The sequence below is a fragment of the Phytoactinopolyspora limicola genome, from assembly GCF_011320225.1.
Lineage (GTDB): Bacteria > Actinomycetota > Actinomycetes > Jiangellales > Jiangellaceae > Phytoactinopolyspora > Phytoactinopolyspora limicola.
The window spans coordinates 495,309-509,479 of the sequence record NZ_JAAOEN010000004.1; the positions used below are offsets into that span (position 1 = coordinate 495,309).

Below are 14,171 nucleotides of genomic sequence, written 5' to 3' on the forward strand. Positions count from 1 at the left end.
GCTCCTCATCAGGCGAAGGCGTCGCACAGCTGGTTCCAGGCGGTCTCATCGACCCCAGTGGCCTGGTTCCGGGCAGTGCTCCGAGTAGAGAACGACTTTTCGACACCGAAGCTGACCGACTTGCTCACGAAAGCGATCGAGACCCCAACGGTGACCGTGGCGCGACCGTAGATCCGTCCGCCGGACTCGTCGTGGGTGTAGCCGAGAGCGATCAAGAACTCGACGCTCACTCCGATGATGCCGCCCAACACCTCGATCAGTCCGCCGCACCGCAGGTACCCCTCGATAGTGACGGTGTCGCCCCGGACCAGGGACACCCCACCCATCGCGTGGACCTGTCCCCTGGCCGCCACCAGGGAGATCGAGAAGAAGCCACCGAACTCCAGTGACGCCTCGATCCGGGTCAACTCCTTGGTCGTCGCTGTTATGGCGACGAACCCACCACCACCGAAGATGGCGACACCAACGGTGAAAGGTGCGTGCCGCTCGGCGAAGTTGAACCGGACCGACGCCGGCTCATCGGTGAACGGGACCGACACCTGGGCGCCGAGCGCAAGGTTGGTGATGCTGAACACGCCGAAACCCACCGGCGGCAGCGGCAGCGAATACCGCAGTGAGACCCCGTTGGCGTCGGCGTCCACCGGGCTACCGTCGGGGAAGTCCCCGATCAGCTTCGCGAGCGCGGCCAGGGCGCGCAGATCCCCCTGGAAGCCCACCGTCACCCCGGTCGCGGTCAAGGATGGCGGCCGACCGGTAGCCGTGTGGAACTCGAGCCGTCCTATCTCCACGGTGATCACGTTGAGGAACGCCAACGTCGCCCCCGTCAGCACCCCCCTGACCTCGGTGGTCGCCGCCGGGGCGGTAGCCAGTGCGTCGACCGATTGGAGTGGCTGCGTCACCGTGGCCGACAGGTCCAACGTCGCCCCCGGTGTCAGGCGTAGCTGCCCGGACGGGCTCTCGCGGAGTTTGGGCCGCCAGGTGTAGGTGGTGACGACGGCGTCGGCCCGATGTTCGGTGCGGAGCACGGGATCGGTGGACTGCTGATCGGCGAGGAGTTCGGTCAACGAGACACCGAGCAGCTTCGCGCCGGCGAAAGCCGCTTCGGGTGGCTGCGTTGGTACAGCCCCATTCTCGATGTTGAGCGCGCCCAGTTGCATCGTGGGGGCGGCCAAACCACCAGCCTGTTCGGCCCCAATGCTCGCGGTGAACTCCGGCTGGAGGGTGAGAAAGTTGCCGTCGGCGGAGATGCCCGCCGCATCCACGGTGCAGCGCGCCAACGCGGGCCGATCCGTCAACCGCCCCACTGCCTCCAGCGACACCGTCACCGCCTCCGGTGCGATGGCGGCGTGCCCGCCCCGCGTTGTCCCGGTCAAGGCCAGGTCGATGGCGTGGACCGGCACGGTCACGTCGGCAGCTGAGATACCCGGCCGTTCAGACCGATCGGCCAGCGCCATCCGCACCCCGGGGAGCCGGACGTGTCGCCGGCTCCCGTCCCCGCCGTTGAACACGCGGTCGATTTCATCGCGGCCCGTGGTATCGAGCAGGAACATCAGCGGGACCGAGAAGCTGGTCTCCCTGCCCTCCCAGTCGGTCGCGACCAGGGTGAAGTGGACGTCCTGCCCATCGCGGGTGACCCAGGACGGTGCGTCGCCGTGGTCGATCCTGTGGATCGTCTCGTCGACGAGCCGCAGCGTTCGGAACGGCGATTCTCGCCCGGCCATCGTCACCACGGGGTCCAGAACGGTCAGCGTCCGGGTCTCGATCAAATGTGCGGCCACATAGGTCGTGCCGCCCATGTACGGGTCACGCGCACTGTCGCCAGCGCCGATCGCGATGTCGGTGATGACAGGGGCCGCGGACGTGCGCACGTGGCGTTTCGAGGTGAACTCACGGGTGGTCTCCGAGTCCAACCGGACCGGATGCCCGGAGGATAGCCGGCCCACCACCTGCCACCGAGCCTCGGTGGTCCGACCGAACCGACTGGCATGAGAGAACGACGTGATCGCGGGCATCGTCGGCTGAAACGCATCCGGGCGCCAGTGCGGACCGTTGCCCCACCCGGATGCGCCGAGCATCGACAGGCGCATCCGGGTTTCGAACAACGAGCCCCGCATCGACCGGTACTCGGTGTACGGGAGCATGGCGAACCCCCACGGCTCGAACCCCCGTTCCTCGGTCCAGTTGACCCGCATGAGGGGCCTGTCCAACCCGTCGAATTCGCCGCTCGTCGCCGCGAGTTCCGCACCCCAGACGGCCGTCCGGCCACCCGTCGAACCGGGTGGCGGACTGAAGGTCCACCTACCTGTGTCGTACGGTGCGAGCTGGATCAAAGCCGGAAACTCGATGGACCCCGTCGCCCACTTCTCCTCGAGCCATCCGAGCAGGTCTCCCATTCGTCGCCGGGCTTCGTCCACGGGGACGGTGTAGCTGAGTGAGTCACCACCGATACCTCCGGACGACCACGACTCCGCCGAGGCCCCGACCGATGCCCAGAACCCGCCCACAGGTGGAGGCAGGTAGCCGTCGGCATCCACCTGGAAGGTCTGTTCCAAGACGTGCTGTGCGGGGAACACCAGCTGGAGCATTCCCTGATCGGGATGGAGGCTCACCCGCAGGTACAGCAGATCCTCGGATCGCGCCAGCAGGTAGCGATCCGGCCCGATCTCGTAGACGGTCACGTCCGGCTCCTAGAATCCGGCGCCCAGGCGAGACAGCGCGGTGCCGAACAACCGGTTCGCGGCGTCGTGGAACGGCTCGTGCAGGGCTGGATCGTCGGCGTTGGCGAAATGATTACCCAACCGCTGCAGTTCCGCCCCGACGATAAATAGCTCTACCACTCGGCCGGGTTCGGCGACGAGGTCGTCGACGACGGTACCGAGGTCCGGCTGCGTATCCGGGGTCGTGGGGACCGTGATCGAGTGAGCTGCGTTCCGGCCGAACCAGTGTGGCTCGATATCCGGTTCTACCCATTTCAGATACCAAACCCCCGTGACCGGATCCTGCACAGGCACCGGAACAAGTTCACCCGTTGTTTCCAGCGCCAGATTCGTGATCTCCATCAGGTCGTCAGCAGTGACGTCGAACTTCATCGTGGTGGCGAATTCTTCTGGCATGAGAGTCCCTCTTCTCGTCAGCCGAGATCGAAATGCATGATGTCGCCGCTGGCGCGGGCGCCGAAGTCACTGGCCCCCCACCGCATACGTCCGGTCCGAACGAGCTCGCAGACCACCTCACCGCGCAAATCGAGAAAGCCGCGCGCCGGGTTTCGGGTCTCCGTGATGGGGCGTCTCGGATCGCCGCGCAGCATGGGGATACGGACCATCTCGTAGTCCCGCAACATCTGCCAGTACTGTTCTTCCGCCGACATCCAGCCGGGGTGCGCTTCTTGCCAGTGCGGATCGGAGAACAACGTCTCGAACTGAAACACCGCGTGGTCTTTATCGACGCTGATCTCATTGGCCCTGATCTGCTGGAATGCGGGATCACCATCGAACAGAGTGTGTACCCGCGGGATCGGTGGCCGCCTGATGGTGGTCAGATGATCGCTGAAGATGTAGGCGAAGTAGTCCACAAGGCAGTTCGATACCGTCGCGAACCGGTTATAGGTGGTCTCGATACTGTCGTTGACTCGGATGCTGAGATCCGCCCGATCCGATGAGGTAAACGCCAATCGCACGGCCCGGTCACACACCTCGATCGCCCGCTGCCGCATCTCCGGCTGATCGTGCGCGGCTGCTTCACCGCCCAACGTCTGGCCCGTCCTGGTCACGATGTACGGGTTGGTGTCGTAGTTGAAATCGATGGCCCGCCCGGTTCCGTGGTGTCCGCCGCCACGCCGATATCCACGGTGTGGCTCATGAAAGCCGCACCATTTCTCGAACGGCTCGATGGTGTCATCGGCCGCGTGGATTTCGCGCAACCTCACCTCGACCTCGGCGAGTCTGGAGGCCATCTCCGGGCTTACACCTCGCCCGGGAAGGAATCGTTGGCCCCCGAATTCGGGATAAACAAGTTCCGGCGACATCGTCCTCACCTCGGTCCAGCCGGAGACAGTTCTCTTCTCGAAGTCTCGCCGCCCGGTTCCCGTGGTTGACATCAGTTGACAGAAAAGGACAGAAGAATCCACCGGCGGCGGTGCCATACTTGTGACGGGATCGTTTGCCCGGTGGGCTCCGGGAGGGGGGACGATGGGCGAGCTTCCGAGGCCTACCGTCGCTGACACCGCGTTGGCGGCGCTGTTCGACGCCCTGCACCGGCTCCATCACGAGGCTGGCTGGCCGAGCCTGCGCACCATGGCGCGTGAGGTCGGATGCAGCCACACGACGGTCGCGGCCGCCTTTTCCGAGCCCAGGGCGCCTCGGTGGGGTCTCCTGGAGCTCATCGTCGAAACCTTGGGCGGCGACACCAGCTACTTCCATCGGCTGTGGCTCGACGCCACCACACCACCGCATCACGTGGCCGACCTCCAGGCATCCGGAAGCGGTGGCGTCGTGGGCGGCTCGCCTCCCCCACACGACCTACCGGCCGACGTGTCCGCGTTTACCGGCCGCGCGGATCAGCTCCAAGGGCTCGATCGCCTCCTCGAGCCCGACGGCGCGGCCGCGTCGGTTGGGGTCTGCGCTATCTCTGGGACCGCTGGCGTCGGCAAGACGGCGCTGGCGGTGCACTGGGCGCACCGGGTAGTTGATCGCTTTCCCGATGGCCAGCTGTACATCAACCTGCGTGGCTACGATCTCGACCGGCCGGTGCCGCCCGGCGAGGCACTCGGCGCGTTCCTGCGGGAACTGGGCCTGGCCGATTCTGCGGTGCCGTACGACGTCGCCGAGCGGGCGGCGAAGTACCGGACCCTGCTGGCCGGGCGCAAAGTGCTCGTCGTGCTCGACAACGCCTCATCGGTCCAGCAGGTCGCGGATCTGCTACCCGGCGCATCCAGCTGCTTTACCGTCGTGACCAGCCGCGACACCCTGCCTTCGCTGATCGCCCGCTACGGCGCGGTGCGGCTCAACCTGGATCTACTCACACTGGGTGAATCGATCGACCTGTTGCACCGGCTGGTCGGCGACCGGGTCACCTCCGACCCTGAACGCGCCATCCGGCTAGCGGCCTTATGCGTCCGGCTGCCGCTGGCGCTGCGGATCGTCGCCGAGTACGCCATCACCCGCCCGAGAGCCGCGCTCGCCGACCTGGTCACCGAGTTGGAGGACGAGACACACCAGCTCGACATGCTCGCCGCCGGCGACGACGACCGCACGTCGGTCCGGTCGGTGTTCTCCTGGTCGTTGCGCTCGTTGCGCCCGTCCAGCGCCCACACCTTCGCGTTGCTCGGCCTGCACCCGGGCCGCACGTTCGACGTCGGTGCGGTGGCCGCCCTCACCGCGGGCACCGCGGGCGATGCCCGCGACGTCGTCGCCGAACTCGTCCGCGCCCACCTCGTCAACGAACTCTCCCCGCATCGGTTCGGCCTACACGATCTTCTCCGTGTTTACGCAGCCGAACGTGCGGCCGGGCTGTCCGACAACGAACGCCAAGCCGCCACCATCCGGCTGTTCGACCACTACACCTCGACCGCGGCGGCCGCGATGACAGTCGCGTATCCGCAGGGCAACGCACATCGCCCGGTCGTCGACACCGGTGGGCACCCGGGGGTGTCGTTCGATCGGCCGGACTCCGCGCGCGGATGGCTCGACGTCGAGCGGCAGAATCTCCTGGCCACCGCCCGGGCCGGCGTCGACCGCAGCCCGAGCCATCCCGGCCAGCTCGCCGCGGTGCTGCCGGACTATCTCGACGCGCGAGCTCATTTCGGTGAGGCGCTCGAGCTGCAGAACGTGGCGATCGAAGCCGCGCGGAAGCTGGACGACCGGCCCGGCGAGGCCACCGCCCTCGATGCCAAGGGACACGTCCTGCGGCGAATCGGTCGGTATCACGACGCCCGGGAACACCATCAACGGGCGTTGTCGCTGTTCGAGGAGCTTGGTGACACGGTGCGGGCCGGGCATGCGGAACACGGCCTGGGTATCGTCAGCTGGCGCCTCGGGCACTACGAGTCGGCCCGTCATCACCTCGGACGAGCGCTGGCCACCTACCGTGAAACCGGCGATCACGCGGGAGAGGGCAACGTGTTGCAGGGGCTCGGCGTCGTCTATCGGCGGCTGGGAAGGCTCGACGACGCCGTCGACCACTACACGCGGTCCATCGACGTCCACCGTCGCATCGGCGATCGGCAAGGCGAGTGCCGAGCCACCAACAACCTTGGCATCGTCATGCTCCGGCTGGGCCGGTACGACGATGCACACGAGCTGTACCAGGGCACGCTGGCCACCTACCGAGAGCTGGGCGACCTGGTGGGCGAGGGGGTGGTGCTCACCAACATCGGCCTCACACTGGAACGGCTCGGACGGTTCGAAGCGGCCATCGAACGGCATCGGGAGGCCATCTCGATCTATCAGAAGGCCGGATATCGAGTTGGACTCGGTGACGGGTATCAGGGCATCGGCGTGGCGTTCGCCGGCCTCGGCGACTACACGCGGGCGGAGGAGCATCTCCGCAAGGCGCTCGCGATCAGCCATGAGCTCGGCGAAGCGAGCCTGGAGGCGGGCACACTCAATGAACTCGGCCGGGTGTTCCAGGCAACCGAGCGACCGGAAGAGGCCCGCGAGCACCACACCATGGCCCTCGACATCGCCATCGACAACGGCGACCAGTATGAGCATGCCCGCGCCCTCGACGGGCTCGCCCGGCTCTCCGCCGCCGGCGGCGACCCGGCCGAAGCACGGCGGCAATGGCAGCTGGCGGTCGAGATCTTCGCCTCGCTGGGTCTTCCGGAAGCCGACGCGCTCCGCCCACTCGTCCAGTGATCAGGCCAGGCCCAGCGCACGCAAGGACAGCCACACCGTGGCCGCCGCATCGGGGTCGCGGAGGTCAACGCCGAGGAGCCGTTCGGCGGTGCCGACCCGGTAGCGCACGGTGTTGCGGTGCAGCCCCAGCTCGCGCGCCGCGGCCTCCCAATGTCCACGCTGGCGCAGGTAGGCGGCCACGGCGGCCACAACCTTCGGCCGGTCGAGCTCGACGAGAGGTGCGACGAGCCGGTGCGCTCCGCCAGCATCCACCAGGCCGTCGCCGCCGGCCTCGCCGATCCACGGCACGGGCCGGCGGCTGAGTTCAGCGGCCAGCCGGGTCCGCATCGACGCCAGGTCGTCGAGTTCGAGCGGCGCCCCGACCACACAGCGGACGTCGCTACCGAGCGAGCTCAGCGAACGTTGCAACTCCGGCCAGGCCAGCCCATCGGCGGCCACGACACACCACGTCACCTCCCGTTCTTGGGTCCGGTCCGGGGGCGGGTCGTCGGATACTCCGAGCACGGTGCCCCGGCATGCCGCTGCGATCACGTCGAGGCCGGTGTCCGCCGGCACACCGTCGAACACGACGAGGCGGGCCAACCCGTCGGGCACGTCGATCCCCAGCCGCTGGCCCAGCCGGCGCGCCGCCTCGGCCTGGCCGAGGTCGATGAGCTGGGCGATCGACGCGCGGGCGGCGCGGACCGCGGCGGTGGCCCGCCGGCTGCGCACGGCGTCGAGGCTGAGGAGTGCGGCCGCCATGAGCACGACGTGGCGATGGGCACCGGAAATCGTGCTCCGCGCACTCCTATGCTGGCCCGGGCTGGCGTCTGCGGCCACCGGCGGGGCACCGGTGGCGAGATAGCCGACGACGCGGGCCCCGTCGGCTAGAGGGTGGACGACGACGTCGTCGCCGTCGACGGGGAACGTCGCCGCGGCCCGCATACCCGCCATCCGCAGCCGTGCCGTCTCGGCGGCGAGCCGCCGAGCGGTGCTCAGCCGGTCGTCCGGCCATACGTCAACCGCCGTACCGAGCGGGTCCAGCAGCGCCGCCCAGCCGGAGACCGTCTCGGCCAAGGCGCGCAGCAACCCCGGCACTGGCCGTGGTCCGGTAGCCGCCCGGGCGAGCTGTTGATACGCGCTCAGCGCGGCCGAGAGTTCGTGCCGGTCAGCCCGGGAGACCGCCGACCAGAACGCTCGGCTGATAGTGAGGAACGGAGTTGGCTCCGGGACCTCCAGCAGGCCCAATCCAGCCTGCCGGCACGCATCCACCAGACGCGGAGGAATCGCCGGATGCACCGGGCCGACCCCGAAGGCCAGGGCGGCCACACCTCCACGCACCAGCCGGTCGACGTACCGGCGGCATTCCTCGGCCCGGCGCGGCAGGGCAAGGCCGGTGGTGAGCAGAAGTTCGCCGCCGTCGAGATACACAACCGGATCGAGCAGCTCGCTGACGTGGACAGCGCTGATCGCCGCCGCGGGCGGTACGGGTGGATGAACCGGGCGGAGGTCGTCGGGCAGGGTGCGGCACAACTCGGCGACGGTGACCGCCGTCATTCCACGTTCACCTCCACACTCCAGCTCTAGCAGCTTCACGGTTTGGTCATATTATCCACGACTCGACGTTTTGTTTGGATGAATCATCCCACGACCGTTCCCTCACCCGCCGCTACCGTAGCCACGCGACGCCTGACACGTCGCAACAAGCGGTGGGTGGAGCGCGCACCACGACGTCCGTCAGCAGAAAAGGGGAACGACGATGCCTGAGCAGCGACGAATACTCCGTACGGCGATCCCGGGGCCACAATCGAAGGCGTGGCACGACCGTCGCCAACACAGCGTCGCCACCGGATTCGCGGCAACCCTGCCCGTCTACGTCGAACATGCTGGCGGCGGCATCATCGTCGACGCCGACGGCAACCACCTCATCGACTTCGCTTCCGGCATCGCCGTCACCAGCGTCGGCGCCAGCGCACCCGCGGTTGTCTCCCGAGTACAGGAGCAAGCGGCTCGATTCACCCACACCTGCTTCATGGTCACCGGCTATGACGGCTTCGTCGAGGTCGCCGAGGCTCTGAACCGGCTCACGCCGGGCGATCACGCCAAGAAGACCGCACTGTTCACCACCGGCGCCGAAGCCGTCGAGAACGCGGTCAAAATCGCCCGAGTGGCCACCCGTCGCCCGGCCATCGTGGTCCTCGACCACGCCTACCATGGCCGCACCCTGCTCACGATGAGCATGACCGCGAAGAACGTGCCGTACAAGGACGGCTTCGGCCCGTTCGCGCCGGAGGTATACCGGGCGCCGTTCCCCTACCCCTACCGTTGGCCGGGCGGTCCCGAACAGGCCGCCGAACAGGCGCTTGACCGGCTGCGGGACATCGTCACCAGTCAGCTCGGCCCGGACCGGGTCGCCGCGGTGGTGGTCGAACCCATCCAGGGCGAAGGTGGATTCATCGTGCCGCCAGCCGGGTACCTCCCGGGCCTTCGTGAGTTCACCGAACACCACGGGATCCTCCTGATCGCCGACGAAGTACAAACCGGGCTGGCCCGCACCGGCGACCTGTTCGCCTGCGACGACGAGTCCGTCGTCCCCGACCTGATCTGCACCGCCAAGGCCCTCGGCGGCGGGTTGCCGATCTCCGCCGTCACCGGCCGGGCGAGCCTGATGGATGCGGTCCCACCTGGCGGCATCGGCGGTACCTACGCCGGCAATCCTCTGGCCTGCGCAGCCGCCCTCGGCGTCCTGGAGACCATCGAGCAGCAGGACCTCACCGGCCGGGCCCGCGCCATCCAAGCCGCAGCCCTCCCCCGGCTTCGAGACCTCGCCAACCGGCGCCCGGCCATTGGTGAGGCGCGTGGCCGCGGCGCGATGCTCGCCGTGGAGTTCGTCCAGCCCGGCACCACCGCCCCAGCCCCAGAGCTAGCCCGGCAGGTGGCTGAACGCTGCCACGCCGAGGGTGTTCTGGTGCTGGTGTGTGGCACCTACGGCAACGTCATCCGACTCCTGCCACCACTGGTGATCGACGACGATCTCCTCGCCGACGGATTGTCGGTCCTCGAAGCCGCCGTGGCCGCGACGGACGGCTGACTCCTTCCCGCCGCCTGCCCCGTTCGGGCGACAACGGCTTTGAGACGCTATCCCTCGGACCCACGGGGCCATCCCATCCGGGCCACTCCCCCTCCGGGCCACTGATCGTGGAGGTATCCATGTCCGACACCGCCGTGCACAACACCCTGGTCAGCATCAACCCGCGCACCGGTGAGTCCAACGGCGCCACGTCCGTCACCCCGTCCGAAGGCGTTGACGACGCGGTGGCCCGGGCCGCCGAGGTCGCAGAGTCCGTCGGTGACCTCCAGCCGCGGGTGCGTGCCGACTGGTTACGGGCGATCGCCCACGCCGTCGACACCGAGCCCGGCCTCGTCGAGCTCGCCGACCGGGAGACCGCCAAAGGCACCGACCGGCTGACGGCGGAGCTCACCCGGGCCACCGACCAGCTGCGCTTCTACGCCGACGTCGCCGCCGAAGGTTCGTGGCTCGGCGCAGTGGTGGAAACCACCCAGGTCGGAGGCAGCTTGGCCCGGATGCGCCAACCACTCGGACCGGTGGCCGTGTTCGGCGCCAGCAACTTCCCGTTCGCCTACGGGGTCCTCGGCAACGACACCGGTTCGGCACTCGCCGCCGGCTGCCCGGTGGTCGCCAAAGCCCACCCGGCCCATCCGCTGCTCAGCGAGCGGCTCGGGCGGCTCGCCCGGGAGGCGCTCCAGCGCAGTGGAGCCCCGGACGGGGTGTTCGCCGTGGTAGCTGGCTTCGACACGGGGCCGCGGCTGGTGACCGCCCCGGACATAGCGGCGGTCGGGTTCACCGGCTCACAGGCCGGCGGCCTCGCGTTGTGGCGGCTCGCCGCGGAACGGCCGGTGGCTATCCCGGTCTTCGCCGAGATGGGCACGGTCAACCCGGTGGTGGTCACCCCGGCGGCTGGGGCACGGTTCACCGACGTCGCCGACGGACTAGCCGGCGCGTTCACCCTAGGAATGGGCCAGTACTGCACGAAACCCGGGCTGGTCCTCGCCCCCCGCGGATACGACGTCGCCGTGCTCGCCGGTCAGGCCCTGCTCGCGAAGGCACCCGCCGGCTGGCTGCTGACACCAGCTATCGCCGAGGCGTACCACTCCGGGCTGCGCGACCTGGGCGAGGCCGGAGCGGTCACCGTGGCCACCGTGCCCGGTCCGGGTGGTGGGGCATCCGTGCCGGCCGCGGTGCTGTCGGTCGACGCCGACCGGCTGCGTCGTGGTTCGCGGCTGCTGGAGGAGTGTTTCGGGCCGGTCCTGCTGGTAGCCGAGTACAACGACGACGCCCACCTCGAGGCGATCATCGGCGAGCTGCAGGGCGCACTGGCCGCGAGCGTCATCACGTCGGGCGCGGACGACCCCGACGTCAGCGGGCTGGTTCGGCGGTTGTCGCGGATCGTCGGCCGGGTCGTCGTCGACGGGTGGACTCCGGGCGTGTCGCTGGCATGGGGGCAGCAGCACGGCGGACCGTGGCCGTCGACCACCGCCCCGTCCACCACGTCCGTGGGTGCGGCCGCTCTGGACCGGTTCACCCGGCCGGTGGCCTACGAGGGAGCGCCGGACGGCGCCCTGCCACCGGCGCTACGCGCCGCCAACCCGTGGCGGATACCGCGTCGGGTCGTGGCACCGGCGGCCCAACGATGACGGCCCCGCTCGACGGGGTGTTGGTGGCGGATTTCAGCCGGGTCCTGGCCGGCCCGCTCGCCACCATGACCCTCGCTGACCTCGGCGCCACCGTGGTCAAGGTGGAACGTCCGGGCACCGGAGACGACACCCGCGCCTGGGGGCCACCGTGGACGACGTCGGCCAGCTCCTACTTCGAAGCGGTCAACCGGTCCAAGTACAGCGTCGCCCTCGATCTCACCATCGACGACGACCGCCGCGCCGCTGTAGAGCTGGCCCGTCGCGCCGACGTCCTGATCGAGAACTTCCGCACCGGCACCATGGAACGGCACGGCCTCGGTTATGCCGACGTGGCCCGGGGCAACCCCGGCATCGTGTACTGCTCGATCACCGGGTTCGGGAGCGGCGTCGGCGCCGACCTGCCAGGTTATGACTTCGTCGTGCAGGCCGTCGGGGGGCTCATGAGCATCACCGGGGAGCCCGATGCCGAGCCGCAGAAGGTCGGTGTGGCCGTCGTCGACGTCCTCACCGGCAAAGACGCGGTCATCGGGATCTTGGCCGCGCTGGAGTCGCGGCGGCGCAACGGCCACGGCCAGCACGTCGCCGTGACCCTGCTCAACAGCCTGCTCGGTGCCCTGGCCAACCAGGCGTCCAGCTATCTCACCACCGGTGCGGCGCCCGGACGGATGGGCAACCAGCACCCGTCCATCGCCCCGTATGAGGTGTTGCGCTGCCGGGCCAGCCACCTCGCCGTAGCGTGCGGCAACGACACCCAGTTCCGCCGCCTCACCGGTGTCCTCGGGGTGCCCGGACTGGCCGACGACGCCAAGTTCGCCACCAACGCCGACCGCGTCGCCAACCGGAACGCCCTCGTCTCCGCCTTGGAGGCCGCCCTGGCCAGCGACGACGCCGCCGGTTGGGAACCGAAACTCCTTGCCGCCGGGGTGTCGGCGGGACAGGTCGGTGACATCGCGGCCGGTATCGACCGGGCCGCCGAACTGGGGCTGCGGCCGACGATGTCCGTCGGTGGCGATCACCCGGAGCAGATCACCCATCCGGTTCGTTACTCCGCTCCACCCGGCCACGGCGACAGTGGCAGTGCGTCGTCTGGGTCGGTCCCGTCGGCCCCGTTGGTCCCCGGCCCGCGGTCCGTACCCGAACCGGTACCCGTGCCGCCGTCGGCTCCGCCCACACTCGACCAGCACGCCACGCTGATCCGGTCCTGGCTCGCCCGCGACGGTACCGAACCGCTGCCACATCCGGGCCGACCCACCTGACCTGTCTCAACGGGCCGATCATCTGCGCGGGCAGATCCGCGCCGCCCGACAGATCCGCGCCGCCCGACAGATCCGCGTCGCCCGACAGATCCGGTATCTCGCAGAAAGGCACCACATGACGCTCAGCTCGACGGCCGAGGCCAACGTTCCGGCTCTCAGCCCCCTCGATCTCGCCGGCCTCGACGACCTCCTCACCGATGACGAGCTCGCCGTCCGCACCGCCGTGCGGCGACTATGCACCCACCGGATCGCGCCCCACGTCACCGACTGGTTCGACACCGGAACGGCACCCGACGTCCGGGAACTCGCCCGGGAGCTGGGCACCCTGGGAGTGCTCGGCATGCACCTAGACGGCTACGGCTGTCCCGGCATGTCCGCCACCGAGTACGGCCTGGCCTGCTTGGAGCTGGAAGCGTGTGACTCGGGGGTACGCTCACTCGTCTCAGTGCAGGGCTCACTCGCGATGTACGCAATCTGGCGGTTCGGATCCGAGGCACAGAAGGAGCAGTGGCTCCCAGAGATGGCGGCGGGCACCGCGATCGGCTGTTTCGGACTGACCGAACCCGACCACGGCTCCGACCCGGGTAGCCTCCGAACCCGAGCCCGCCGGGACGGCACCGACTGGGTGATCGACGGACGCAAAATGTGGATCACCAATGGCTCGATCGCCGACGTCGCCATTGTCTGGGCGCAGACCGACGACGGACTCCGGGGCTTCGTCGTCGATACCACCACACCCGGCTTCTCGGCCCCGGAGATCACCAAGAAGATGTCGCTGCGGGCATCGGTCACCAGCGAGTTGGTGCTCGACGGCGTTCGGGTTCCCGACGCCGCGGCGCTGCCGGAGGTGACCGGCCTGGGTGGCCCGCTGTCCTGCCTGAACGAGGCCCGGTTCGGCATCGTCTGGGGCGCGATGGGAGCTGCCCGCGCGGCGTGGGAAGCGGCGCTGAGCTACGCGGCCGAACGCGAACAGTTCGGCCGGCCGATCGCGGGTTTCCAGCTGACCCAGGCCAAACTCGCCGGCATGGCCGCCGAACTGGTCAAGGGACAGCTGCTGGCTCTTCATCTGGGCCGACGCAAGGACGCGGGAACGCTGCGGCATGAGCAGGTCAGCCTGGGCAAACTGGCCAACGTGCGGGCGGCGCTCGACATCTGCCGGACGGCCCGCACGGTGCTGGGCGCGAACGGCATCTCACTGGAGTATCCGGTGATCCGCCACATGACCAACCTCGAGTCGGTGCTGACGTACGAGGGCACTGAGGAAATGCACGCCCTCGTCGTCGGTCAGGCTCTCACCGGTCATGCCGCGTTCCGCTAACCCGTGTGCACCTGATCTCCGTTTTGTCACCTGATCTTTTTCCCCGGG

The 14,171-nt window shown here is 68.9% G+C and carries 9 protein-coding genes; 5 read left to right on the plus strand and 4 right to left on the minus strand.

Features of this window, described 5'->3' with window-relative positions; genetic code table 11:
- Nucleotides 1-8: 8 nt before the first annotated feature.
- The 3 genes from G8760_RS13690 to G8760_RS13700 are packed head-to-tail and all read right to left on the minus strand — an operon-like array spanning nt 9 to nt 3,952.
- On the minus strand, nt 9-2,678 hold the full coding sequence (locus tag G8760_RS13690) for a hypothetical protein (RefSeq protein ID WP_166351884.1): 2,670 nt from the start codon (nt 2,676-2,678) through the stop codon (nt 9-11).
- 9 nt (nt 2,679-2,687) lie between these two features.
- Complete coding sequence (locus G8760_RS13695) at nt 2,688-3,113, minus strand: hypothetical protein (protein ID WP_166351886.1); 426 nt, start codon at nt 3,111-3,113, stop codon at nt 2,688-2,690.
- 17 nt (nt 3,114-3,130) lie between these two features.
- Entirely contained in the window at nt 3,131-3,952 is an 822-nt protein-coding gene (locus G8760_RS13700) for a hypothetical protein (protein ID WP_166351888.1), read from the minus strand.
- Nucleotides 3,953-4,187: 235 nt separating this feature from the next.
- Between G8760_RS13700 and G8760_RS13705 the strand changes: the two genes are divergently transcribed.
- Nucleotides 4,188-6,854 carry an ATP-binding protein gene (locus tag G8760_RS13705; protein WP_166351890.1) on the plus strand — a complete coding sequence of 889 codons (2,667 nt, stop codon included), beginning with the start codon at nt 4,188-4,190 and terminating at the stop codon, nt 6,852-6,854.
- Here the strand turns inward: G8760_RS13705 and G8760_RS13710 are convergent, their stop codons facing one another.
- Nucleotides 6,855-8,429, minus strand: coding sequence for a PucR family transcriptional regulator (locus G8760_RS13710; RefSeq protein WP_166351892.1), 1,575 nt, complete (start codon nt 8,427-8,429; stop codon nt 6,855-6,857).
- A gap of 163 nt (nt 8,430-8,592) precedes the next feature.
- Between G8760_RS13710 and gabT the strand changes: the two genes are divergently transcribed.
- The 4 genes from gabT (at nt 8,593) to G8760_RS13730 (ending at nt 14,123) form a co-directional block, all read left to right on the plus strand.
- Nucleotides 8,593-9,924 carry a 4-aminobutyrate--2-oxoglutarate transaminase gene (gabT, locus tag G8760_RS13715; RefSeq protein WP_166351894.1) on the plus strand — a complete coding sequence of 444 codons (1,332 nt, stop codon included), beginning with the start codon at nt 8,593-8,595 and terminating at the stop codon, nt 9,922-9,924.
- 119 nt (nt 9,925-10,043) lie between these two features.
- Nucleotides 10,044-11,549: an aldehyde dehydrogenase family protein gene (locus tag G8760_RS13720; RefSeq protein WP_166351896.1), complete on the plus strand. Its 1,506-nt coding sequence runs from the start codon at nt 10,044-10,046 to the stop codon at nt 11,547-11,549.
- Nucleotides 11,546-12,805: a CaiB/BaiF CoA transferase family protein gene (locus tag G8760_RS13725; RefSeq protein ID WP_166351898.1), complete on the plus strand. Its 1,260-nt coding sequence runs from the start codon at nt 11,546-11,548 to the stop codon at nt 12,803-12,805. The genes G8760_RS13720 and G8760_RS13725 overlap by 4 nt, the downstream gene beginning before the upstream one ends.
- A 115-nt stretch (nt 12,806-12,920) precedes the next feature.
- On the plus strand, nt 12,921-14,123 hold the full coding sequence (locus G8760_RS13730) for an acyl-CoA dehydrogenase family protein (RefSeq protein WP_166351900.1): 1,203 nt from the start codon (nt 12,921-12,923) through the stop codon (nt 14,121-14,123).
- The last annotated feature ends 48 nt before the right edge of the window (nt 14,124-14,171 follow it).

What these genes read in the sequence shown, in the direction of transcription:
- G8760_RS13705 (WP_166351890.1), top strand. Translation starts at nt 4,188, where the DNA reads ATGGGCGAGCTTCCGAGGCCTACCGTCGCTGACACCGCGTTGGCGGCG.
- G8760_RS13695 (WP_166351886.1), bottom strand. Translation starts at nt 3,113, where the DNA reads ATGCCAGAAGAATTCGCCACCACGATGAAGTTCGACGTCACTGCTGAC.
- gabT (WP_166351894.1), top strand. Translation starts at nt 8,593, where the DNA reads ATGCCTGAGCAGCGACGAATACTCCGTACGGCGATCCCGGGGCCACAA.
- G8760_RS13700 (WP_166351888.1), bottom strand. Translation starts at nt 3,952, where the DNA reads ATGGCCTCCAGACTCGCCGAGGTCGAGGTGAGGTTGCGCGAAATCCAC.
- G8760_RS13730 (WP_166351900.1), top strand. Translation starts at nt 12,921, where the DNA reads ATGACGCTCAGCTCGACGGCCGAGGCCAACGTTCCGGCTCTCAGCCCC.
- G8760_RS13720 (WP_166351896.1), top strand. Translation starts at nt 10,044, where the DNA reads ATGTCCGACACCGCCGTGCACAACACCCTGGTCAGCATCAACCCGCGC.
- G8760_RS13725 (WP_166351898.1), top strand. Translation starts at nt 11,546, where the DNA reads ATGACGGCCCCGCTCGACGGGGTGTTGGTGGCGGATTTCAGCCGGGTC.